At 70.7% G+C, this 19734-nt stretch carries 31 protein-coding genes and 1 tRNA gene; 14 read left to right on the top strand and 18 right to left on the bottom strand.

Features of this window, described 5'->3' with window-relative positions; all coding sequences use genetic code 11:
• Positions 1-54: 54 nt before the first annotated feature.
• The 15 genes from ACR68M_RS15950 to ACR68M_RS15880 all read right to left on the bottom strand — a co-directional run bounded on the left by ACR68M_RS15950 (position 55) and on the right by ACR68M_RS15880 (position 7520).
• The gene (locus tag ACR68M_RS15950) at positions 55-873 is read right to left on the bottom strand and encodes a DUF2303 family protein (RefSeq protein ID WP_441251164.1); all 819 of its coding nucleotides are present in this window, start codon (positions 871-873) and stop codon (positions 55-57) included.
• A 3-nt stretch (positions 874-876) separates the two neighbouring features.
• Positions 877-1233 (bottom strand): hypothetical protein, encoded by a 357-nt coding sequence (locus ACR68M_RS15945; RefSeq protein WP_441251163.1) that lies wholly within the window; start codon positions 1231-1233, stop codon positions 877-879.
• A gap of 39 nt (positions 1234-1272) precedes the next feature.
• Complete coding sequence (locus tag ACR68M_RS15940) at positions 1273-1683, bottom strand: WhiB family transcriptional regulator (protein ID WP_441251162.1); 411 nt, start codon at positions 1681-1683, stop codon at positions 1273-1275.
• Positions 1680-2309 (bottom strand): hypothetical protein, encoded by a 630-nt coding sequence (locus tag ACR68M_RS15935; RefSeq protein WP_441251161.1) that lies wholly within the window; start codon positions 2307-2309, stop codon positions 1680-1682. Before ACR68M_RS15935 ends, ACR68M_RS15940 begins: the two co-directional genes overlap by 4 nt.
• Positions 2306-2605 (bottom strand): hypothetical protein, encoded by a 300-nt coding sequence (locus ACR68M_RS15930; protein ID WP_441251160.1) that lies wholly within the window; start codon positions 2603-2605, stop codon positions 2306-2308. The genes ACR68M_RS15935 and ACR68M_RS15930 overlap by 4 nt, the downstream gene beginning before the upstream one ends.
• On the bottom strand, positions 2602-3360 hold the full coding sequence (locus ACR68M_RS15925) for an exonuclease domain-containing protein (protein ID WP_441251159.1): 759 nt from the start codon (positions 3358-3360) through the stop codon (positions 2602-2604). Before ACR68M_RS15925 ends, ACR68M_RS15930 begins: the two co-directional genes overlap by 4 nt.
• Positions 3357-4145, bottom strand: a complete 789-nt coding sequence (locus ACR68M_RS15920) for an ERF family protein (protein ID WP_441251158.1) — start codon at positions 4143-4145, stop codon at positions 3357-3359. The genes ACR68M_RS15925 and ACR68M_RS15920 overlap by 4 nt, the downstream gene beginning before the upstream one ends.
• A complete protein-coding gene (locus ACR68M_RS15915; RefSeq protein WP_441251157.1) occupies positions 4142-5188 on the bottom strand; it encodes a YqaJ viral recombinase family protein in 1047 nt (348 codons plus the stop codon). Before ACR68M_RS15915 ends, ACR68M_RS15920 begins: the two co-directional genes overlap by 4 nt.
• Before the next feature lie 2 nt (positions 5189-5190).
• Positions 5191-5694, bottom strand: a complete 504-nt coding sequence (locus ACR68M_RS15910; RefSeq protein WP_441251156.1) for a hypothetical protein — start codon at positions 5692-5694, stop codon at positions 5191-5193.
• A gap of 3 nt (positions 5695-5697) precedes the next feature.
• Complete coding sequence (locus ACR68M_RS15905) at positions 5698-5835, bottom strand: hypothetical protein (protein WP_441251155.1); 138 nt, start codon at positions 5833-5835, stop codon at positions 5698-5700.
• A complete protein-coding gene (locus tag ACR68M_RS15900; RefSeq protein WP_441251154.1) occupies positions 5835-6032 on the bottom strand; it encodes a hypothetical protein in 198 nt (65 codons plus the stop codon). The genes ACR68M_RS15905 and ACR68M_RS15900 overlap by 1 nt, the downstream gene beginning before the upstream one ends.
• Positions 6032-6475, bottom strand: coding sequence for a hypothetical protein (locus ACR68M_RS15895; RefSeq protein WP_441251153.1), 444 nt, complete (start codon positions 6473-6475; stop codon positions 6032-6034). The genes ACR68M_RS15900 and ACR68M_RS15895 overlap by 1 nt, the downstream gene beginning before the upstream one ends.
• Positions 6472-6597 carry a hypothetical protein gene (locus ACR68M_RS15890; RefSeq protein ID WP_441251152.1) on the bottom strand — a complete coding sequence of 42 codons (126 nt, stop codon included), beginning with the start codon at positions 6595-6597 and terminating at the stop codon, positions 6472-6474. Before ACR68M_RS15890 ends, ACR68M_RS15895 begins: the two co-directional genes overlap by 4 nt.
• Positions 6594-6932 (bottom strand): hypothetical protein, encoded by a 339-nt coding sequence (locus ACR68M_RS15885; RefSeq protein WP_441251151.1) that lies wholly within the window; start codon positions 6930-6932, stop codon positions 6594-6596. The genes ACR68M_RS15890 and ACR68M_RS15885 overlap by 4 nt, the downstream gene beginning before the upstream one ends.
• A 99-nt stretch (positions 6933-7031) precedes the next feature.
• Positions 7032-7520, bottom strand: coding sequence for a helix-turn-helix domain-containing protein (locus ACR68M_RS15880; RefSeq protein ID WP_441251150.1), 489 nt, complete (start codon positions 7518-7520; stop codon positions 7032-7034).
• A gap of 228 nt (positions 7521-7748) precedes the next feature.
• Here ACR68M_RS15880 and ACR68M_RS15875 point away from each other — a divergent pair, with 228 nt between their 5' ends.
• The 7 genes from ACR68M_RS15875 (at position 7749) to ACR68M_RS15845 (ending at position 11896) form a co-directional block, all read left to right on the top strand.
• Positions 7749-8129, top strand: coding sequence for a helix-turn-helix domain-containing protein (locus ACR68M_RS15875; protein WP_441251149.1), 381 nt, complete (start codon positions 7749-7751; stop codon positions 8127-8129).
• A gap of 191 nt (positions 8130-8320) precedes the next feature.
• Positions 8321-8572 carry a hypothetical protein gene (locus tag ACR68M_RS15870; RefSeq protein WP_441251148.1) on the top strand — a complete coding sequence of 84 codons (252 nt, stop codon included), beginning with the start codon at positions 8321-8323 and terminating at the stop codon, positions 8570-8572.
• Positions 8562-9857, top strand: a complete 1296-nt coding sequence (locus tag ACR68M_RS15865) for a tyrosine-type recombinase/integrase (protein WP_441251147.1) — start codon at positions 8562-8564, stop codon at positions 9855-9857. The genes ACR68M_RS15870 and ACR68M_RS15865 overlap by 11 nt, the downstream gene beginning before the upstream one ends.
• Before the next feature lie 512 nt (positions 9858-10369).
• A complete protein-coding gene (locus tag ACR68M_RS15860; RefSeq protein WP_441251146.1) occupies positions 10370-10762 on the top strand; it encodes a hypothetical protein in 393 nt (130 codons plus the stop codon).
• A gap of 222 nt (positions 10763-10984) precedes the next feature.
• A complete protein-coding gene (locus ACR68M_RS15855) occupies positions 10985-11296 on the top strand; it encodes a DUF6191 domain-containing protein (RefSeq protein WP_441251145.1) in 312 nt (103 codons plus the stop codon).
• A gap of 224 nt (positions 11297-11520) precedes the next feature.
• Positions 11521-11649, top strand: coding sequence for a DLW-39 family protein (locus ACR68M_RS15850; RefSeq protein WP_441251144.1), 129 nt, complete (start codon positions 11521-11523; stop codon positions 11647-11649).
• Positions 11650-11823: 174 nt separating this feature from the next.
• A tRNA-Ala gene (locus tag ACR68M_RS15845) sits at positions 11824-11896 on the top strand.
• Positions 11897-11958: 62 nt separating this feature from the next.
• Here the strand turns inward: ACR68M_RS15845 and ACR68M_RS15840 are convergent.
• Entirely contained in the window at positions 11959-12732 is a 774-nt protein-coding gene (locus ACR68M_RS15840; protein WP_441251143.1) for a DUF5324 family protein, read from the bottom strand.
• 224 nt (positions 12733-12956) lie between these two features.
• Here ACR68M_RS15840 and ACR68M_RS15835 point away from each other — a divergent pair, with 224 nt between their 5' ends.
• Positions 12957-13481 (top strand): peptidylprolyl isomerase, encoded by a 525-nt coding sequence (locus tag ACR68M_RS15835; RefSeq protein ID WP_441251142.1) that lies wholly within the window; start codon positions 12957-12959, stop codon positions 13479-13481.
• A 113-nt stretch (positions 13482-13594) separates the two neighbouring features.
• A complete protein-coding gene (locus ACR68M_RS15830) occupies positions 13595-14479 on the top strand; it encodes a rhomboid family intramembrane serine protease (RefSeq protein ID WP_441251141.1) in 885 nt (294 codons plus the stop codon).
• Between the two features lie 308 nt (positions 14480-14787).
• On the opposite strand, the gene crgA is transcribed toward ACR68M_RS15830, so the two are convergent.
• Positions 14788-15045 carry a cell division protein CrgA gene (gene crgA / locus ACR68M_RS15825; RefSeq protein ID WP_441251140.1) on the bottom strand — a complete coding sequence of 86 codons (258 nt, stop codon included), beginning with the start codon at positions 15043-15045 and terminating at the stop codon, positions 14788-14790.
• 207 nt (positions 15046-15252) lie between these two features.
• Here crgA and ACR68M_RS15820 point away from each other — a divergent pair, with 207 nt between their 5' ends.
• The 5 genes from ACR68M_RS15820 to ACR68M_RS15800 all read left to right on the top strand — a co-directional run bounded on the left by ACR68M_RS15820 (position 15253) and on the right by ACR68M_RS15800 (position 18662).
• On the top strand, positions 15253-16011 hold the full coding sequence (locus ACR68M_RS15820; RefSeq protein WP_441251139.1) for a DUF881 domain-containing protein: 759 nt from the start codon (positions 15253-15255) through the stop codon (positions 16009-16011).
• A gap of 73 nt (positions 16012-16084) precedes the next feature.
• On the top strand, positions 16085-16255 hold the full coding sequence (locus ACR68M_RS15815) for a hypothetical protein (protein ID WP_441251138.1): 171 nt from the start codon (positions 16085-16087) through the stop codon (positions 16253-16255).
• 32 nt (positions 16256-16287) lie between these two features.
• Positions 16288-16950, top strand: coding sequence for an aminodeoxychorismate/anthranilate synthase component II (locus tag ACR68M_RS15810; RefSeq protein WP_441251137.1), 663 nt, complete (start codon positions 16288-16290; stop codon positions 16948-16950).
• Positions 16951-16954: 4 nt separating this feature from the next.
• Positions 16955-17896 carry a class E sortase gene (locus ACR68M_RS15805; protein ID WP_441251136.1) on the top strand — a complete coding sequence of 314 codons (942 nt, stop codon included), beginning with the start codon at positions 16955-16957 and terminating at the stop codon, positions 17894-17896.
• Positions 17897-17921: 25 nt separating this feature from the next.
• Entirely contained in the window at positions 17922-18662 is a 741-nt protein-coding gene (locus ACR68M_RS15800) for a class E sortase (RefSeq protein ID WP_441251135.1), read from the top strand.
• Here ACR68M_RS15800 and ACR68M_RS15795 read toward each other — a convergent pair.
• Positions 18659-19648, bottom strand: coding sequence for a GlxA family transcriptional regulator (locus ACR68M_RS15795; protein WP_441251134.1), 990 nt, complete (start codon positions 19646-19648; stop codon positions 18659-18661). The two genes, ACR68M_RS15800 and ACR68M_RS15795, sit on opposite strands and share 4 nt — an antisense overlap.
• Positions 19649-19734 lie beyond the last annotated feature (86 nt).

The following is a 19734-nucleotide window of genomic DNA, read 5'->3' as shown; positions in this document are numbered from 1 at the left end:
GGGTGGTGGCCCCGCACCCCGGGCAGTTCGCCGGCGGGGTGCGGGGCCCGCTCATCAGGCCCTCGCGGGGCTGCCGTTCATCACCGGCGTGGTGACGGCATCGGTGACCTCCTGGAGGACGTCGTCGAACGCTGTCTGCCGGACGTCCTCGGGGCGTTCCAGCTTGTAGCCGAGCTGGAGGGTGCCGCCGCCGAGGCGGTACCGGAACCGGGCGGTGAGGGTGAAGCCGTCCGAGCCCTCGAACGGCTTGAGGCCGACGGTGAACGTCTCGGGGATGGTGAGCTCGCCCCGGCTTCCGGCCTTGGCGGTGGTGTCCTCGGCGAACGCGAACTTCCGCTCGCCGGAGTGGAGTCGGGTGCTGGACTGGAACGTCGCGCTGGTCGTGGCCTGGATGGATTGGGCGATCTCCAGCATCGTCGCGGCGTCCGGGGCGACGAGCTCGGGGAGGTGGTCCTCCAGGAAGTTCGCGAACGCGTCCTGGTCCATGAGCCTGCCGCTGGAGGCGTTCCACTCCTCCCATGCCCTGGTGGTGCGGAGGGAGAGGACGGCCCGGTGGCGGCCGAAGCGCGGGCGGTCGGGGCCGTGGGCGTCGAGGACGGCGGTGATGGTGAGGGTCTCGGCGTCGGCGTAGACCTCGGTGTTTTCGTCGGCGTGCTTGCCGTAGTAGGCGAGGAAGCTGAAGGTGTCGCGGAGGGTGACGTTGCCGGTCTTGCGGGCGGGGGCGGCGCGGTGCTCGTCACCGCTGAGGTCGATCTGCTGGACGCGGCCGTCGGCGGTGAGCCAGCCGTAGATCTTGCCGGGCTCGAGCTCGGACGGGCTGACGGCGCGGGTGGCGGTGTTGATGACGGCCTGGAGGTTGTCGGTGGTGGTCATGGGTCAGACGCTCCGGAACTCGGTGGTGGCGGGGACGGTGCGGAAGTCGATGGCGATCTGGCGGGGGTCGTTGCGGGTGGCGTTGCCGTCAGCGTCGACGAAGTAGATGGACGGCGGGGCGGACGCCTTGGGGGCCTTGAGGGTGCTGTCGATGGCGATGGCGAGGGGCCCACCGTCGATGTGGCCCTGCGGTGGGGCGACGGTGACGACGATGGAGAGGGAGCCCTTCTTGCCGTGTTCGGTGACGGCGGCGATGAGCTGGTGGAGCTCGGCGCTGACCTCTTCGTGGGCCCGGCCGCCGAGGTGGTTCACGAGGAACGCGGCGAACTCGGCTGCTTGCTCGGGCTGGGCGATGGTCACGGAGCGGAACCTTTCTGCTGAGCTGATCGGCACGGGTGGTCAGGCTGCGATGGCGAGCCGGGAGGTTCCGTTGCGAGCACGCCGTTCGCGGTCCTTCTGGCGGACGTAGTCCGTGTTGGCCTGGCGGCACTCGTCGCAGTGCTCGCCACGCTTGAGGTGGCGCTTGTAGGTGGACGGGGTGCCGCACTCGCCGGGGCGTCGGCCGCCGCCGTAGTTGCTGCGTCGGGGCTGGTGCTGCTGACGCTGGTCCTCGTCTTCGCCGCCCCACATGCCGAGGGAGTAGGTTTCGCGGCCGAGTTGGCGGCACTCGGCCGCGATGGGGCAGCGTGCGCACAGGGCGCGGGCGGCCTCTGCTCGGGCTTGGACAGCCGGGCCGCGCTCTCCGTCGGCGGTGAAGAACAGCTCGGCGTGGCCGACGCAGGGCAGCGGCACGGTGGTGGAAAACTTCACTGGTCGGTCCTCTCGGGCCAGTTGACGCCTTGGAGGGCGCGGGTGTGGGTGTCGGGGAGGTCGGCCTGGGGGTGGCCGAGGTGGTGGAGTCCCATGGCCATGAGCACGTAGGCGTCGGCTTCGTCGTACCGCCACCGGCCTTCGCACTCCACGCCGTACTGGGTGGCGACGGCGGCCCGGACGAGGCCCTTGACCTGGACCGGGGTGAACTTCCGCTTCGTCTCCTGGTCACGCCATCGGGCCTTACCTGTGGCGTAGATGGTGCGGCTGTCCGGGTTGACGACGGCGTACGGGATGCCGGCCTTCCACAGGGCGCGGCGAACCATCCACCGCATCGCGGCGAGGGCGTCAGCGCCCTGGTTGTTCTTGGAGAACGCCGGGCCCTCCACGACGACGAAGTCGGCGTTCCGGATGTACGACTTGACCTCGGTGAGCTGGTGCTCCATCCGCTCGTGCAGGCTCGCCTGGTTGGCGTGGATATGTGCGGTCCAGCCGAGTCCGGCGACGCCGGTGGTGCCGATGGCGACGTCGAGGCCGATGACGACCGGCGCCGGGCCGGTGACGGTCGGGGTGGGGGCCTCCCCGGCCGGGACCGGGGAGGCGGGGAGGAGAGCAAGTTGGGTCACCGGTTGGCTCCGTGCTTGCGGGTGCGGCCGTTGATGCGGTCGCGCTGGTCGGCGGTGTTCGCTGCGGTGCAGAGCTCGCAGCGGCAACCGGCCCGGTAGCCGGAGGCGTTGTGCACCTCGTCGCGGGTCTTCGGGCTGGTGAGGGGGCCGAGGATGATGTCGTGGAGCAGGTCGGCGTCGGCCTGGTCGCGGGCGTTGTCCTGGATCAGCTGGGCGACGGTCGCGGTGTCCGTCTCGGGGGCGTCGCGAACCGGGCTATGGAGGGCGAGCCGGTCGTCGCCGTAGGGGTCGCTCACTTGGCCACCTGCTGACGAGGGATCAGCGGCCAGTCCGTTCGGACGCTCTCTGCGTCCGAGACGCGCCCGTCGCGCCGGAAGTACTCGGCCAGGCCCTCCGCCTGCCGTGCGGCCCACTTCTCCTGGCAGCCGTGCAGAGTCGCGAGTTCCAGCTTTCCGATCCGGGCGTGCTGCTGGCCGATCGCCACCGCGATGCGGGCCGCGCCGAGGGCGTCGGCCGCTGCCTCGTGGGCGCCGTCGAGCCGCACGCCGTAGTGCGTGCACAGGTCGCTGAGGGTGCGCGGGCCCTTGCGGTACCGGTCGACCTCCTTGTCCAGGACGCGGGGGTCGATGACGTGCAAGGCCCGGCGGGACTGCTTGGCCAGGGCTGGCGTTCCGTGCCGGATCAGCTCGCGGTCCAGCAGGGTGAGGTCGTACGGGGCGTTCATGACGACGATCGGCGTGCCGGCCCGGATGTGCTCAGCGAGGGCTGCCGCGATGCCCTTGACGACGGTGGCGGCCGGGCGCCCTTCGGCCTGGGCGCGAGCGGTGGTGATGCCGTGCAACGCGCTCGCCTCGGCGGGAATCTCCACTCCGGGGTCGGCGATCCAGCTGAGGCGGTCGATGGAGAGCCAGCGGCCGGGGTCGTCGGCCGGGTCGTCGCCGCGCTGGGCTCGGATGCCGAGGACGCTGGCGGTGACGATGCGGTCGGTTTCGACGTCGACGCCGGTTGTCTCCAGGTCGAACGCGGCGAGGGGGCCGAGGTGCCAGGTCACTGGACACCCCCGGCAGCGCGCTCCTTGCCGACCCGGTCGATGATCTTGCCGACCTCTTCGGTCTCGCCAGTTTCGTTCTGCACGCGCATCATCAGGCGCTGCTGTTGGCCGAGCTCGTAGCGGATCTGGCGGAGCCGCCCGGTGCTGCTGGCCGGATTGAAAATCTCGTCGAGGTACTCCCGGATCGACCGGGTCGGTGCCTCACCACGCTCGACGTTCTGTGAGTCCGGGTCCGCGTCGCCGGTCGGAACGAGGCCGCCGAGCAGCAACAGCGAACGGAGGCTGGTGGACAGGGCCTTCGCGGTGCCCTTGTCCGCCGAGTCCATCGACTCGCCGACGGACTGGACCTCGATGTGGTCTCCGGCGGGGCCGATGATGCGGTACGTCACGGTGACGGTGCACTCGCGGCTGTTCTTGCCGGTGCTGGTCTTGACATCCCGATATCCGGCTTCGGTGCGGACGGGCAGCACGAGGACGCCATGGAGGCGGCAGGCGGGGCCGAAAGCGTTGAGGGCGGCGTCGATGCCTCGGAAGCGGTAGCTCCCGGTGGCGCCGGGGTTTCCGTACTGGCCGCTCTTGGCGATGCCGGTGACGGTGCCCATGACGTTCGACCAGGCGATGTACACGGGGACGGTGGGGGGCCCGTCGGGGCCGGGCTCGGGGATGCCGAGGTCTGCCAGCGGCTCGGGCCGGTAGGTGGGTGCGGCGGCTTCCGGTTCGGCGCCCGGGGCGGTTGCGCGGGCCACCTTCGCGGCGGCGCGCTCGGCCAGCGTCGGGGTTGTCATCGGGCGTGCTCCTTGCGGACGTTGTCGGGGATGCTGAGCCGGTCGTGGGCCTTGTCGGTGACGCAGTCCTCGTACGCCTTGGGCCACCGCTCCCGGAGCCGCTTCAGGTCCGGTGTCTCCTTGTTGGACTGCTCGATGGAGTACGCGGGCTTGTCGCCCATCACGGCCATCTCGGCGTTGCCGAGGGCAGCGAGCATCTGGGCGTATGCGGCGGCCTTGCGCTTCTTGGCCGCGCTCTCGTCCCTGCCAGCGGCCAGGTAGTCGGAGAGGGCGTCCTGGGCGTCGCCGTCGCGGTCGATCCGGATGACACCGGACCGCTCCGGGTGCAGGCGCTTGTACAGGTCCAGCAGCGGACCCGGGTCCGCCTCGGGGCCCATCACCGGCGGGCGGCGCGTCTCGACGCGGGCCCACAGATCCCCGGCGGCGGCCCGCAGGTCCAGAACCAGCTGCGCGTGCTCGGCGACCCGCACGGTGAACTGCCGGTAGTCGTTGCCGCCGATGAGCACCGCGACGTGCATGTGGTCGAACCCGCACACGTCCGCCTGGTGGAGGGTCTGCGCGAGGACATCGTCCGGGCAGCCCTTGCGCCACATCGGCGCCTTCATCTGGTGACGGCACTTGATCTCAAGGGCGCACGAGTCGCCCTCGTTGATCGGGCACCGGAGGACGCGCCGGTCGAGGGTGCACATCTGCCACGGCCGGGCGTCGTTGGCGACCAGGCCGACGCGGCGGCCGAAGGTGCGGTTACGGCGGGCCCACTCGCGGGCGACGTTCTCCTCCAGCGAGCGGCCCCACAGGGCGGGCTCGGAGTCGTCGCTCTCCAGGGGCAGTTCGCCGGTCTTGTCGTAGTAGACCGACAACTCGTTGCCGTAGGAGCTGAGGCCGAGGATGGCGGCGAGGTCGGAGGAGCCGATGCCGTTGCGGCGGGCGGTGAGCCACTGCTCGCGGTCGGCGCTGGCGGGGAGGATGAGGCGGCCGGTGGGGGTGATGCGCCGCCCGGCGGCCGGGGACGCGGTGGTCCCCGGCAGCTCGGTGATCGTCATCTTCAGACCTGCGCCTTCGCCGCAGCGACGACCTCGGCCACGGCCTGCTCGGCCGTCTCCCGCACAACCAGGGTGACCGTCTCGGCGACAGCCCGCTGCACCTCCGTGCGGATCGCCTTGTCCAGGAGCGTGCCCGCGTCCGAGCGGTGCCTGTCGGCGGGCGCGCTCAGCCACTTCTGCGCGTCGGCGACGATCAGCTCCGACAGAGTGGTCTCGGGGCCGACCGGCTCACCGTACGAGTTGGTCTTGCGAAGCGGTCGGGTGAGGGCCGCATCGACCAGCGGGGTGACGCGCTCGCGGATCACCTCGGCGCGGATCTGCATGACCTGCTCCCGCAGGCTCGGCCAGCTGGAGTCCTTGACGAGGCGCTCGACGAGCTGCTCGGCGACCAGGTGGCCGACGGTCTTCTCGCCGGTCTCGTAGGCGTCGCCGTCCTCGTCGAAGGCGACGGTCTTCGCGACGAGGGTGTCCAGGGTGATTTCGTCGACGTGGATGGTGATGTTCACGGGTCAGTCCTTCAGCAGGAAGTCGAGGGAGAGGGGGCAGAGCAGCCAGCCGGGGCCGTCGCCGACGGCGAGCTCCAGGGCGGGCCACGGCCACTCACAACGGCGCAGGCGCAGGGCGAGCAGGTAGCGGAGATGGGCCATCAGAAGTCGCCCCTCTCCAGCACCTGGGCGGCGGCGCGCACGAGGTCGCGGGCGCTGTCGGCGAGCTGCTTCAAGGTGTCGAGCTGCTGGTTCGCGGCAGCGAGTTCCTCGGCCGTGGTGTCGAGCTGGTCCTGGAGGCTGTCGCGCTCGGCCTCCAACTGCTCGACCTGGGACTGCAAGGCGTCGAGGTCAGCCATCAGCTGGCCTGCCGCTTGGTGTGCTCCGGGAAGACGGGGCCGGCCAGCGCGGTGATCCGCTCTGCCAGCCGCTTCGCGGCGGTCGCGCCGAGCGCCTGAGTCGTCCCGCCGAGCGAGTCGAGGAGGGTCTCGATGAGCGCGTCGCGCTCCGGCCCGGATGCGGCCGTGATGGCCTCCGCCTCCGCGAGGACTCCGCTCGGGTCCTCGGCGAGGCTGGTGACGTACTGGATGAGGAGGGCGCTCATCAGCGAGTGGTGGTCGAGTTCGACGCCGAGGCCGGTACGCCGCAGACTGATCGGGTACGGGCCGCCGACGCGCTCGGTCGGCCGGGCGAGCATCCCCGCACGGTCGAGGGCCTCGACCACGGCGGCGGCGGTGTGCTCGCCGAGGTGGCTGGTGATGAGGATCGTCGCCCGGCGGGCGACGGGGTTGGACGTGCTCATCGGGTGATCTCCTTGCGTGCTCGGCGGATGTGGTGGGTGCGCCAGGCATCCGCGATCTCGTCGCGGGCGGCGAGGATGAAGAGGACGGCCCAGATGACGGCCATGTAGAGGACCCAGATCACGCGGCCACCGCCTGCGGCGCGGCCAGCTCGGGGTAGGCGCTCGCGTCCGACGTCGCGATGATCGTGACCCGGATGTCCTGCCAGACGGCGTGAACGGTCTCGCCCACCCGGGCGGCGCCCCTGAACGTGTAGCGGAGGAGCGGGTCGGCATCCCCGCCGAGGACGGCGGTGTACATGGCCAGCACGGGCCGGGAGTTGGAGCCGGTGATGTCGCCGCGCAGGGTGCCGTGGTCGGTGATGGACCAGGTGATGGGCGGCAGCTGGTGCTCGGTGAGAAGTGCGGTGAGCGCGAGCACGGGCCCGAGCTGGGGGTTGATCAAGCGGGTAGGCTGCATAGCGGCCTGCCTCCTTCATCTGTAGAGGGTGTTGCTCGGTGGGCCGGGGTCGTCCCTGGGGTCGCATCTAGGGGCGGCCCGACCCATGTCTGGGGTCGATCAGGCAGCGCGAACGGTGGCTGCTGCCTTGAGCTCGGAGAGCACCTGGAGCCGGTCGAACCGGCGGGACCGGCCGACGTAGATCGGCTCAATCCGGCGCTCCCGGATCTCGATGTCGAGCCAGTTCGCGCTCTTGCGCAGGTATCGGAGGAGCTCCTGAGCCGTCATGAGCGGCTCAGGTCCGGTGGTGGGCGGCGTAGCCTGCATCTCGTCTCTCGATGTAGATGTAGAGTCTGCGACCACGGAGAGACCACCGAGGAACAGCTCATCGATCGGTACGTCGAGGGCAAGCGAGATCAGCTCTGCCGTACGGTCGCTGCACTCGTTGCGCCCGCTCTTGCCGGTGCTGACCAGGAAGCCGATCAAACTCGGCGATATGCCGACGCCGAGCGGATCGGCGTTGCGCGTGGCCTCGGCCAGGCGAGGGATCGTCAGGCCGACTGCCCGCATGGCGGATCGGAGCTGTTCTCCGTTGTTCCGTCGTCGCATTGGGCGTCCTTCTGTGGCTGGTTCCGGCCCCCTGGGTGGGGTGCCTTCGTCATGTCTCTGTTCTACATGTAGATGTAGAGATGCGTCAAGAGTGCCTGTCGGTGCCGGAGGGGGTCGCACGGTGGGCGGCCTGCTTCCTTAACGGCACCTAAAGCTCTGTGGTGCTTGTCGGCCACGGTGCTGGGACCGGCTTGCACATGTATGCAGGGCCGGGCGATGCTTCTACACGTGACAGCAGACGTGACTGGCGACGACGCTCCCGGCGAGGATCTCGCAGCGCTGATCACGCGCGCCCTCGCAGATCTCGGTCGTAGCCAGACCTGGCTCGCGAAGGAGACGGGTATCCCGCTGCCGACCCTCAATGCATGGGTCCGACGGACACGGGGTGGCGACGGCCGTATCGACCCGGAGCGGCTTCGGGGTCTCGCCGCGGTGCTTCCGGTGACGGTGGCTGAGGTGTTCACGGCAGCGGGTCGGCGGGCGCCGGCGGAGCTTGACGAGGAGCGGGAGAAGAAGCTCCTCAAGCTCTACCGAGGGTTGCCAGTGTCGTCGCAGCGTGCGCTCATCCAGCAGGCCGAGGCTCTTGCGCGGGTCACTCGCGCATCATGAGGGTTGGCGGCCCAGGTGGTCGTGTCTCGAACTTGTGTTGATCATTCACCTTTCCACTAACGCACTGTGCATATGCCATGTCGCGCGGTACGGTCGTTGGCGAGTCGCAGTCCTCCTCCTCCAGCTGCGGCACACGAGAGATCCCTGTCGTTGTGCTGATCCTTGGGGGGAAGTCTGTGTGCATTCGTGTGGTGCAAGCCGACCTTGCGTTCGAACTGGTGTACTACGACGCGGACGGCGTCTCGATCATCGTTCGCAAGGACGCGGAGCCTGGCGTCGCGATGGCCGAAATCAGTGCGATCCTCTCTGACCTCGATGCCGAGCCCGTCTCCGACGGTGCACTCTGCTTCTGCGGGGACACCATCACCCTGCCGCCCGCACTGATTGCAGCCCAGCATGCCGGGCGACGCGACGACCACCGGCAGGTGCTCCGTGGGGCGTAAATCCACCAACAACCCGAGGCAACTCCCGAGCATGAAGTGCGGGTGCGCACGGTGCCGCGAGAAGTTCGGCACGAAGATTCGCGCCCGTAAGGACTGCATCGGCACCTGGCAGCTCCGCTACACCAGCCCTGGTGGCGAGCCCCTGTCTAAGACCTTCCAGACCGAAGATGAGGCCATCGCCGAGCTCGAGAAGATCCGCACCGAGATCCGTGAGCGCCGCTGGCTCGACCCTCGCCGCGGCGAGATCACCCTGGTGAAGTGGTTCGAGACCTGGTGGGGTCTCCAGAAGGGGGAGGACTCCACCAAGGACCGCGACGAGCGGATGTGGCGGAACTGGGTGAAGCCGAGGTTCGGCACCTGGAAGCTCTGCGATATCGGCTGGGTCGATATCCAGACCTGGGTCAACGAGATTGACGGGCCGCTCGCCCCAGCATCCGTGATCAAGGCGTTCCAGGTGCTCGACAAGATGATGGACATCGCCGTCCTCGACAAGCGGATCACCACCAACCCGGCGCACCAGGTGAAGCTGCCACGGATCAAGAAGGAACACCCGGAGGACCGCCGGCCTCCGTCCTACGAGCAACTGCGGAGGGTCCGTAGGCAGCTTCCGCGCTACCACGCCGCCATGCAGATCGTGGCGCAGGAAACCGGCCTCCGATGGGGCGAACTGGTTGGGCTGAGGGCATGCTGGGTCGACCTCGATGGTGCGCGCATCCAGGTGCGGGAGGTGCTCACTGAAGTTCGCGGGACGCTGCGGCGCAAGGTCTACCCGAAGAGCGACGCGGGCATGCGAACGGTGCCCCTCACACCCCTGGCAGTTCGGGTCCTGCGAGCGCACATGGCGGCCGAGCAGCCGTCGACCCGGCTGAGCGACCCGGAGGCAGATGGCATGTGCCCGGAGGAGCTCGTGTTCCACGGGCGGAACCGGAAGAACCGGAAGACCGGCGCGACGGGGTGGGCCCCGCTCCGTCGGTCCGCCTTCCGCCGGAACTGGATCGACGCAATCGAGCAGGCCGGCGTGATGCGGAAGACGGTGAGAAAGCTTCCCGACGGCAAGACCCGCACCGACTACTGGCCCGACTTCCATGACCAGCGGCACGCCTTTGCCTCGCGGTTGGCCGCGCTCGGCGTCCCTGAGGTGATCGTCCAGGAGGTGCTCGGCCACGAGCGGGCGGGGGCGGTCACATGGCTCTACACCCATGCTGCGGCTGATGTGGCCGGCCAGGTACTCGCGGCTCTGCGGGGAGATGTGGTGCATCGGCCCAGGCTGCGAGCGGTGGCGTAGCTCTGCCGCTCATCCAAAATCCATCCAAAATCAGCACCGTGATCGGTGATGGCGGGCGGGGTTGAGCGGGGTTGAGCGGGGTCGGCTGGGGTAGAAGCCTCTTGAGCTGGCGAGTTGGGGAGGCACTGTGACCTGCGTTTTTGCCCGTCCCTGATAAGGAAGAGGCCACAGGTTCAAGTCCTGTTAGGCCCACCTGCGGAAACGCCCCGGATGGAACTCCATCCGGGGCGTTTCGTTTTGCCCGGCGGCGGAGCTCCGTGCGTGAGCTGGATCACCCGGATGCGTAACCGTCGGCGGGGTTCGGTCGTTGGGGTTGGTGCGCAGAGGCATCTTGGGGTGGACGACTCGAAACTGCTGTGAATCTTGGGGATGGCCGGGCGACAGTACCGGTCATTGGATCTGTGGACGTAGCGCGACCTCTGCTCCTGCTGGCGGATGTTCCAGCCCCGCGCGCCCTGGGTGATCGGGCGGTCCACAGTCCACTCCGATCGCGGAGGCGTACCCCCATGTCGATGGAAGCTGTCATCTTCGAGTCCCCGACCTACCGTCAGCGGCTGATCGAGCGCACGGACGTGCTCGACAAGGTCAAGGTGCTGGCGATGCTGCCGGACCAGGTCTACGCCACCACGCGGATGGTGGCGGACTTCTTCGAGGTCCCGGCCGGCACGCTGTACGCCCTGGTGGTCGACCACCGGGCGGAGCTGGCCGGGAACGGGTACCGGGTGCTGACGGGCGAGCCACTGACTTGCTTCAAGCAAGTCAGTGGCATGCGCGGGCGGCACCGCTCGCTCGCGCTGTTCTCCCGGCGGGCGGTGCTCAACGTGGCGATGCTGCTGCAGACCAGTGAGGTGGCCCGGCAGGTGCGGCGGTACCTGCTCGATGTGGAGGGCTCCGGTGGGGCGTAGCTGGAGCTCGATGTCGAGCGGTTGGTGGCCGAGGTGGAGCGGCGGGTGCTCGCGGGGGAGGTCGGGCGGCGGCTTGGGCCGTGCGAGGGGATGTTGGTGGCCGACCGGATGCTGGTGGGGGCGATGAGCGTGCGGCTGTGCGAGTTGGGGGAGGACGTGCGGCGGGGCAGGCGGTGGCGTTGGCACCGTTGACGGGGGTGCCCGGGTTCGTAGGGTGGGGGCATGGCGTTGTTCTGGGCGATGAGCCTTCCGGGTCTGGTCTGTGCGCTGGTGGCGCTCGCCGTGGTCGATCAGCTCGTGTTGCGGGCCGGTCGGGCGCGGTGGGTGCCGTGGCGGGGGACGGGACGGGAGGGGCAGCTGTCGGCGACCGGGTTCGAGCAGTTGCAGGCGCAGTTCGCCCCGGGGAAGCAGCACGAGTTGGACGAGCGGCAGACGACGCTGATGCTGCGGGACGAGGAGGGGGACGGTGCCCCGCCGCGGACGGTGGTCGACCTGGCCGGTGGGAGGGCGACGGTGCGGCTGCCGCGCGGGTGAGGCAGGCGGCGTGGCGTCAATCCTGTGTGCCGATCGGGCGGTTGGTGGTGGCGGCGGCCGCCCGGTGAGCGGACACCGGTGTGTATCATCGGCCGCAAGGCGGTCTGCCACCCGGGCCGCTGGTTCGTGCTCGTACACCCGAGGACTCGCGAGGTGGTCTCTGCCTACCCGGCAAGAGCCCCGCTGAGTCCGCTCCACGCAAGCAAGAAGGACGAGGTCCCGCGGTGAAGAAGCTTCTCCTGGTCGCCCTGGTCGCCCTCGGCGGCTTCTTTGTCTACCGTCAGGTCCAGGCCGACCGTGCCGAGCAGGACCTGTGGACCGAGGCGACCGACCCGGTCCCCGCTGCCCGCTGAGGCATCGGACGATCTTTCGGGCGCCGTACGCGGCGGCCCGCCGGGTCTGCTCCGGCCAGTCGGCCGGGGCAGGCCCTTCCGCAGACGCGTAATGCGGCGCTGCGGAGCTGCGGAGCGAAACCTGCTCACGGAATGTGCGTGGGAGCAGGTACGCTTGTGCGCAGCAAACCGCACGGGGCTTTAGCTCAGTTGGTAGAGCGCTGCCTTTGCAAGGCAGATGTCAGGAGTTCGAGTCTCCTAAGCTCCACGTGCACGAACGCCCCGGGCCGATCACGGCCCGGGGCGTTCGTCGTGTTGTTGATGGTGTCGTCAGTGCGGCTTGCGGGGGTCGTGCGGCTTGGGGCGCTCGGGCTTCGGGTCCGGCTGCGGGGTGGTGGCGGTGGTCGGTGCGACCGAGCCGTTCATGGTGGCCTCCGGGGTGCTGTGGCCTGCGGTGGAGCCGACGGTGGCCGGGGGTTCGACCAGCCACTCGGGGCTGCTCTGGTGGCGCCACCACTGCCAGGCGAGCAGCCCGGCGCCGATGGCCATGGTGCCGGCCACGGCGAGGCCGGTGACGACGCCGCTGCGGTGGTCCTTGCGGGCGTTCTTCGCGGCCAGCTCGCTGATCTCGGCGGCGCTGACGTTGCCGTGCAGGGCGGTGATCGCGGCGCTGCCGCGCTGGTGCGCCTGCTGGGCCACGGGGGTGATCGCGGCGCGGGCCCCGCTGACGGCCTCGGTGACCTTGGGGACGACGGTGACCTTGGCCTGGTCGGCGGCCCGGCCGGCCGAGATCTTGGCGGCGAGCGCGGCCTCCTGGGCCCGGTGGACGGCCTTGAGGGTGTTCTGCTGGGTGTGCGGCGGGAGGCTGGCGAAGGCGTGCTCCAGCTGCGGGGCCAGGTGCTTGGTGTACTGGAGGCGGGCGGTCTGGGCGGCCCCGGCGGCGCCGCTGCGGGCCTTCGGGCCGAGAGCCTCGACGGCCGGGGTCAGCCGCTGCCGGGCCTCGTGCGCGAGTTGCGCGGCGGTGTCCTTGGCGCTGGCGGCGTAGGGGGCGAGGGTCTCCCTCGTCCGGTCGGCCGTCTCACGAGCTGAGTCCAAACGGGTCACGAGCTTCTCCTCCTCGGTGGCGCCCTGTCTGCACGGCATCCTTTATGCACCTTTCCACCTGTTTGGAGATCATGCATGCCTATCTGTTCGTCGGCGCGTCGGGTTGGGCCGTACGCGGGTGGTGCGGCTGGTGGTGCGGCTGGGGTACGGGGGCGCCGGGCGGATCATGGGATGATCGACGGCGTCCGTGACACCGGTAGCAAGGAATGACGGGAAGGCACACCGTGGCCCAGAAGCTGTACGCCACCCTGAAGACCAATCGCGGCGACATCGTCGTCGAGCTCTTCCCGAACCACGCGCCGAAGACGGTCCGGAACTTCGTCGAGCTGGCGGAGGGGGCCCGTGAGTGGGTCGACCCGAACACCGGGGAGAAGAGCAGCGGGCGCCTGTACGACGGCACCGTGTTCCACCGGGTGATCAAGGACTTCATGATCCAGGGCGGTGACCCGCTGGGCAACGGCACCGGTGGCCCGGGGTACGAGTTCGCGGACGAGTTCCACCCCGACCTGGCGTTCAACCGGCCGTACCTGCTGGCGATGGCCAACTCCGGGCCCGGCACCAACGGGTCGCAGTTCTTCGTGACGGTCGCGGCGACGCCCTGGCTGACCCGCAAGCACACCATCTTCGGCGAGGTCAGCGGTCTGGCGAGCCAGCAGGTCGTGGCGGACATCGTGGGCAGCGAGACGGACGGCCGGGACCGGCCGACGGCCGCGGTCGTGATCGAGTCGGTGGAGATCTCCCGCAGCTGACCGCACGGGAGTGACTCGGCGGTAGCCTTGGCGGTCCCGGCCGTGCCCCGGAGACGGTGGCGCCGCCGGGACGAGTCATGAGGCGGGACGAGTTCATGAGGAGGGACCCTCGGATGCTTCCGGACGAGCCGACCGCCCCGAAGGCCGAGGGGGCGCCCGCGCTGCCCGGCTGCTACCGGCACCCGGAGCGGGAGACGGGAATCGGCTGTGCCCGCTGCGGGCGGCCGATCTGCCCGGACTGCATGGTCAGCGCCTCGGTGGGCTTCCAGTGCCCGGAGTGCGTGCAGGGCGGTCACCAGCAGAGCCGGCCGGCCCTGACGCGGTTCGGCGGGCAGCCCACGGGTGACCCGGCGCTGGCCACCAAGATCCTGATCGGGATCAACCTGGTGGTCTTCGTGCTGACCCAGTACGTCCGGCCGGAGTGGCAGCAACTGCTGGGGATGTACAGCATCCCGGGGCGGTTCGGCTTCCCGGCGCAGGGCGTCGCGGCCGGGCCGCAGGAGTGGTACCGGCTGGTGTCGGCGGTCTTCGTGCACGGCGGCCTGCTGCACGTGGGGATGAACATGGTGTCGCTGTGGGTGCTGGGCCCGCAGCTGGAGCGGGTGCTCGGTCGATTGCGGTACCTGGCGCTGTACGTCGTCTCCGGGGTGGCGGGCAACGCGCTCGCCTATCTCGTCACCGGCGGCTTCCTGTACTCGGTCGGCGCCTCGGGGGCGATCTTCGGGCTGCTGGGGGCGACGGCGGTGCTGTTCCGGGTGACCCGGACGCCGCTCGGGCCGGTGATCGCGCTGCTGGTCTTCAACATGGTGATCACCTTCTCGGTGCCGCTGATCGACTGGCGTGCGCACCTGGGCGGGCTGGTGGCGGGCACTGTCACCGCGGTGGGGCTGATGTACGCCCCTCGGGCGCGCCGGAACCTCGTACAGGGGTTGACGGTGGCCGCGGTGCTGGGCGTCGCGGTGCTGTTGATGGTGACGGAGACCGCCCGGCTCGGCTAGTTGCGCCCGGGGGTGCCCGGGGGTGCCCGGGGGTTGTCCACAGTGTGCACAGGGGTGTGCGCGGGCCGGTTCGCGACCCCCTGGGGAGAAGTTGCGCTACGCGCGTCCAGCTCGGGTTTTCTGCTGTCCGAGGGCTTCGGCACCGCCGTTCGGCGGAAAAGTTATCCACAGGCTCGGGGGACTTTTCCCCACTGTGGATAACCGTGTGGATAAACACATGAGACGCGCGGCACCGCAGGCGAGCCCGGACAGGCCGAAGCACCGCCCCTCGCTACCGGGGGGCGGTGCCGGGGTACGTCAGGAGGCGCTTACTTCCACTGGGTGGAGACGCCGAAGCCCGCCGCGATGAAGCCGAAGCCGGCCAGGATGTTCCAGTTGCCCCAGCTCTGGATGGGCCAGGTGCCGCTGGTCACGTAATAGGTGACGATCCACACCAGGCCGACCAGGAACAGCGCCAGCATCAGCGGGGCGACCCAGCTGCGGCCGGAGCTGATCTTCACCGCGGTCGTCGTCGAGGCGGTGGGCGGTGTGTAGTCGGACTTCTTGCGGAGTCGAGACTTCGGCACGAGGGGTTCTCCTGTCGATGCGCTGTGACCGCGCAGGGTGCAGCGGGCCGGGCGGCTGTGGGGGCCGGTTCAGAGTCGGGGGCGACCGACCCGAGGACCCAGGCGGACCTGGGGACTTCGAGCAGGGCGCTCCGCACATGCCACCGGCGTCCGTTAGCGTAGTGGCTCGCCGGGTCTGAAGGAGATAAGGGTACGGTGCCTAATTTCATGATTCCTCCGAACCCCGGCCCCGGGCGCCGCTTCGGCACCCGAATTGTCGGACGTGCCCTGACCTGCACCGTCTTCGCGCTCGCCGGTCTGCTCTTCTACATCAGCGCGCAGACCGCCAAGGGCACCGATCTGCGCACCGACAACACCCTGCTTCACCTCAGTGACGTGATACGCCAGCGCAGCGCCCAGAACCAGCAGGACCAGGCGCAGCTGGCCGATCTGCAGGACCGCGCGGACAGCCTCGCCAAACAGCAGGGCCAGAGCCCCGCCGACACCGCCCAGCTCGGCGCCCTCCAGCAGGCCGCCGGGTTGCAGGCGCTCCAGGGCCCCGGGCTGACCGTCACGCTCGACGACGCCCCCACCGGTGCCACCGCCCGCATCCCGGGGGTGCCCGAGCCGGGCGTCAACGACCTGGTCATCCACCAGCAGGACATCCAGGCCGTGGTCAACGCGCTCTGGCGTGGCGGGGCCGAGGGCATCCAGGTGATGGACCAGCGGCTGATCTCCACCAGCGCCGTGCGCTGCGTCGGCAACACGCTGCTGCTCCAGGGCCGGGTCTACTCACCGCCGTACGTCATCAAGGCGGTCGGGAAGACGGTGGGGCTGCGCTCGGCCGTCGACAACGACCCGACGATCCGCAACTACCTGCAGTACGTCGCGGCGTACGGGCTCGGCTGGAAGGTGCAGGAGAGCACCGACCTGACCGTACCGGGCTACTCGGGCACCACGGACCTGCACGCGGCAACCGGTGGTTGATAGCGGCGATACCCGCCTGCCGGGAGGGGGCGGCGGTCTAGTCTTGACCCCGACCTGAACCCCTAGGAGCACCATGTACGGCTGGATCTGGCGGCACCTGCCGGGGAACACCCTCGTCCGGTCGATCCTCGCGCTGGTGCTCGCTGCCGGGGCGGTCTACGTCCTGTTCACGTACGTCTTCCCGTGGGCGGAGCCGCTGCTGCCCTTCGGTGACGTCACGGTGGACCAGGGCGGCGCCGGATGACCGGGCCCCGTACTCCAGGAAGTAGCACGCGAATGACCTCCGTCGACAGCTCGCCCCGCATCCTCGTGGTCGACAACTACGACAGCTTCGTCTTCAACCTCGTCCAGTACCTCTACCAGCTGGGCGCCACCTGCGAGGTGGTGCGCAACGACGAGGTGACGGTCGAGCACGCCGTGCGGCGGACGGCCGAGGGCGGCTTCGACGGGGTGCTGCTCTCGCCCGGCCCCGGGGCGCCCGAGGAGGCCGGGGTCTGCATCGAGATGGTGCACCACTGCGCGGCGCTCGGCCTGCCGGTGTTCGGCGTCTGCCTGGGGCTGCAGTCGATCGCGGTGGCGTACGGCGCGGTGGTCGGCCGCGCGCCCGAGCTGTTGCACGGCAAGACCTCCGAGGTCACGCACGAGGACGGCGGGGTCTTCGAGGGCCTGCCCTCGCCGCTGATCGCCACCCGCTACCACTCGCTGGCCGTCGACCCGGCCACCGTGCCCGCCGAGCTGGTGGTGACGGCCCGGACGGAGAGCGGGGTCGTGATGGGGCTGCGGCACCGCGAGCTGCCCGTCGAGGGCGTCCAGTTCCACCCCGAGTCGGTGCTCACCGAGGGCGGGCACCGGATGCTCGCCAACTGGCTGGCGGAGTGCGGCCACCCGGGGGCCGTCGCCCGGTCGGCCGGGCTCGCACCGGTGATCGGCCGGGGCTGAGCAGGTGACGGCGGTACGCCCGGAGGGGGGCGCGCAGGCCGAGCCGGGCGCTTGGGGGGTGTACGAGCAGGCCCCCGCAGCTCCCGAGGCCGCTGAGCAGACGATGCAGCTGCGGGTCGTACCGCCCGTCGTGGCCGCTGCCTCCGGCGGGCGGCGTCGGCAGCAGCGGGGCCGGGTCGCGCTGCGGCCCGGCAGCGGGCGGCGCCGGGCGGCAGGCCGGGCGGGTGGGCGCGGGTCGAGGCCGCGCGCCAAGGAGGCGCCGCGGGTGGTGGCGGCCCGGCTCGCCGGGGAGCTGCTGATCACGCTCGGCGTGGTGATGCTGCTCTTCGTCTCGTACCAGCTCTGGTGGACCAACGTGCAGGCGGACGCCTCCGCCGACGGCACCCGCAGCAGGCTGGAGCAGCAGTGGAGCCTGCCCGCGCCGGTGGGGCCCTCGACCGCGCCCAGTACGGCCCCGAAGCCTGCGGCCTTCGAGCCCGGCCAGGGCTTCGCCATCCTGCACATCCCCAAGCTGGGGCTGACCTACCCGATCGCCGAGGGCACCCAGAAGCAGCAGGTGCTCGACAAGGGCCTGGTCGGCCACTACACCGGCACGGCGATGCCCGCGGATGCGGCGGGCAACTTCGCGATCGCGGCGCACCGCACGACGCACGGTCAGCCTTTCCGCAAGATCGGGCAGTTGGTGCCGGGGGACCGGATCGTGGTGGAGACGGCGACCGCGTACTACACGTACGAGGTCGCGGGCGGCATCCCGGAGACGCCTCCCTCGAACGTGTCGGTGATCCTCGCGGTGCCCAAGGGGTCGCCGTTCAGCGGGCCCGGCCGGTACATCACGCTCACGACATGCACGCCGGAGTTCAGTGCCCGGGGCAGACTGATCGTCTTCGGCAAGATGGTCGAGGAGCGGCCGAGGAGCCAGGGGCAGCCGGCCGCGCTGACCCAGTAGCGAGCGGGGGCGGATGGTGGAGGTCGTGCGGAGCACTCCCCCGGTTGGGCGCGGTCGGTCGGCGGTGCTGCTCGGGGTGGTCGGCGAGCTGCTGATCACGGCCGGGCTGGTGCTGGCCCTCTTCGTGGCGTACTCGCTCTGGTGGACGGACGTGCTCGCGGACAGCCGCTCGGGCCGGGCCGGGGAGACGCTGCGGCACAGCTGGGCGGCGCCGGCGGCGTCGGCCGCCCCCGGTGGGCCCGGGGCGGCCCGCCCGGCGCCCGGCCCGCCGGTGTACGCGGCCGGGGACGGTCTCGGCTTCCTGCACGTGCCCGCGCTCGGGCGGGGCAACCAGACGCTGATCCGGCTGGGCACCGGCCCGGACGTGCTGAACGAGGGCGTGGCCGGTGTCTACCAGGACCCGTACCCGGCGGCGATGCCCTGGGACGGGAGCGGCAACTTCACCCTCGCCGCGCACCGGGACGGGCACGGCGCGAAGTTCCACGACCTGGACCGGGTCGCCAAGGGCGACGCGATCGTGGTCGAGACCCGGGACAGCTGGTACGTCTACCGGGTCGACGCGACGCTGCCGCAGACCTCCAAGTACGACACCGGCATCATCGCGCCCGTCCCCGCCGGCTCCGGGTACCGGGAGCCGGGCCGGTACATCACCCTGACGACCTGTACGCCGGTGTACACCTCGCGCTACCGGATGGCGGTGTGGGGCAGCCTGGTCCGGGTCGACCCGGTGGACGCGGCCCGGACACCCCCGCCCGAGCTGCGCTAGGCCCGTGCGCGGTAGGTGCGGCGGTAGGCGGAGGGGGAGACGCCGAGGGCCGTGGTGACGTGCTGGCGGAGGGTGGAGCCGCTACCGAAGCCGGCCCGGTCGGCGACGGTGTCGATCGGGAGGTCGGTGGACTCCAGGAGGCCGCGGGCCAGCTCGACGCGCTGGGAGGTGAGCCACTGGCCGGGGGTGCGGCCGGTCTCGGCGAGGAAGCGGCGGCTGAAGGTGCGGATGCTCATGCCCGCGTGGGTCGCGAGCTCGGCGAGCGGCAGCGGGCGGTGCAGCTGGTCGAGGGCCCACGCGCGGGTGGCAGCGGTGTCCGGCCCGGCGGCGGCGGGCACCGGGCGGTCGACGTACTGGGCCTGGCCGCCTTCGCGCCAGGGCGGCACCACGCAGCGGCGGGCCACGCCGTTGGCCGTCTCGCTGCCGTGGTCGCGGCGGACGAGGTGCAGGCAGAGGTCGATCCCGGCGGCGGCTCCGGCGGAGGTGAGGATGTCGCCGTCGTCGACGAAGAGCACGTCGGAGTCGAGCCGGACGTCGGGGAAGAGCCGGGCGAACCGCGGTGAGTGGTACCAGTGCGTGGTCGCGGTGCGGCCGTGCAGCAGCCCGGCGGCGGCCAGCGCGAAGGACGCGGTGCAGATCGACACCAGGCGGCTGCCCGGACGGCGGGTGGCCAGTGCCTCGGCCAGCTCGGCGGGGATGCGGCCGGAGGTGAGCACCGGGTCGTCGTAGCCGGTCGGCGGGACGACCAGGGTGTCGGCGGTGGCGATCGCGCGGGAGTCCTGCTCGACGGCGACGGTGAAGTCGGCCTGGGTGCGGACGGGCCGGCCGTCGAGACTGCAGGTGGTGATCTCGTACAGCGGGCGCCCGGTGGGGCTGTAGGCGCTGCCGAAGATCCGGGCCGGGATGCCGAGTTCGAAGGGTATGACGCCCGGGAGGGCGAGGACCACGACGCGGTGGGGCGGGTCCGTGGGGGCCTCGGAGTGCATGACCGGATCCTCTCATCCGTTGGCCGTCGGGCCCCTCGTCCGGGCCCTTCGGGGCGGCGAGGCTGGTGGGGCAGGCACGGAACGAG

Source organism: Kitasatospora sp. McL0602 (assembly GCF_052076145.1).
GTDB lineage: Bacteria > Actinomycetota > Actinomycetes > Streptomycetales > Streptomycetaceae > Kitasatospora.
This window is presented reverse-complemented; position numbering and strand designations above follow the sequence as displayed.

Bases quoted from the DNA above. Each gene is read 5' to 3' on its own strand.
- ACR68M_RS15815 (WP_441251138.1), top strand. From the start codon at position 16,085: ATGTACGGCTGGATCTGGCGGCACCTGCCGGGGAACACCCTCGTCCGG.
- ACR68M_RS15950 (WP_441251164.1), bottom strand. From the start codon at position 873: ATGACCACCACCGACAACCTCCAGGCCGTCATCAACACCGCCACCCGC.
- ACR68M_RS15895 (WP_441251153.1), bottom strand. From the start codon at position 6,475: ATGAGCACGTCCAACCCCGTCGCCCGCCGGGCGACGATCCTCATCACC.
- ACR68M_RS15900 (WP_441251154.1), bottom strand. From the start codon at position 6,032: ATGGCTGACCTCGACGCCTTGCAGTCCCAGGTCGAGCAGTTGGAGGCC.
- ACR68M_RS15915 (WP_441251157.1), bottom strand. From the start codon at position 5,188: ATGACGATCACCGAGCTGCCGGGGACCACCGCGTCCCCGGCCGCCGGG.
- ACR68M_RS15860 (WP_441251146.1), top strand. From the start codon at position 10,370: ATGGAAGCTGTCATCTTCGAGTCCCCGACCTACCGTCAGCGGCTGATC.
- ACR68M_RS15885 (WP_441251151.1), bottom strand. From the start codon at position 6,932: ATGCAGCCTACCCGCTTGATCAACCCCCAGCTCGGGCCCGTGCTCGCG.
- ACR68M_RS15880 (WP_441251150.1), bottom strand. From the start codon at position 7,520: ATGCGACGACGGAACAACGGAGAACAGCTCCGATCCGCCATGCGGGCA.
- ACR68M_RS15820 (WP_441251139.1), top strand. From the start codon at position 15,253: ATGATTCCTCCGAACCCCGGCCCCGGGCGCCGCTTCGGCACCCGAATT.
- ACR68M_RS15830 (WP_441251141.1), top strand. From the start codon at position 13,595: ATGCTTCCGGACGAGCCGACCGCCCCGAAGGCCGAGGGGGCGCCCGCG.
- ACR68M_RS15855 (WP_441251145.1), top strand. From the start codon at position 10,985: ATGGCGTTGTTCTGGGCGATGAGCCTTCCGGGTCTGGTCTGTGCGCTG.
- ACR68M_RS15920 (WP_441251158.1), bottom strand. From the start codon at position 4,145: ATGACAACCCCGACGCTGGCCGAGCGCGCCGCCGCGAAGGTGGCCCGC.
- ACR68M_RS15905 (WP_441251155.1), bottom strand. From the start codon at position 5,835: ATGGCCCATCTCCGCTACCTGCTCGCCCTGCGCCTGCGCCGTTGTGAG.
- ACR68M_RS15810 (WP_441251137.1), top strand. From the start codon at position 16,288: ATGACCTCCGTCGACAGCTCGCCCCGCATCCTCGTGGTCGACAACTAC.
- ACR68M_RS15795 (WP_441251134.1), bottom strand. From the start codon at position 19,648: ATGCACTCCGAGGCCCCCACGGACCCGCCCCACCGCGTCGTGGTCCTC.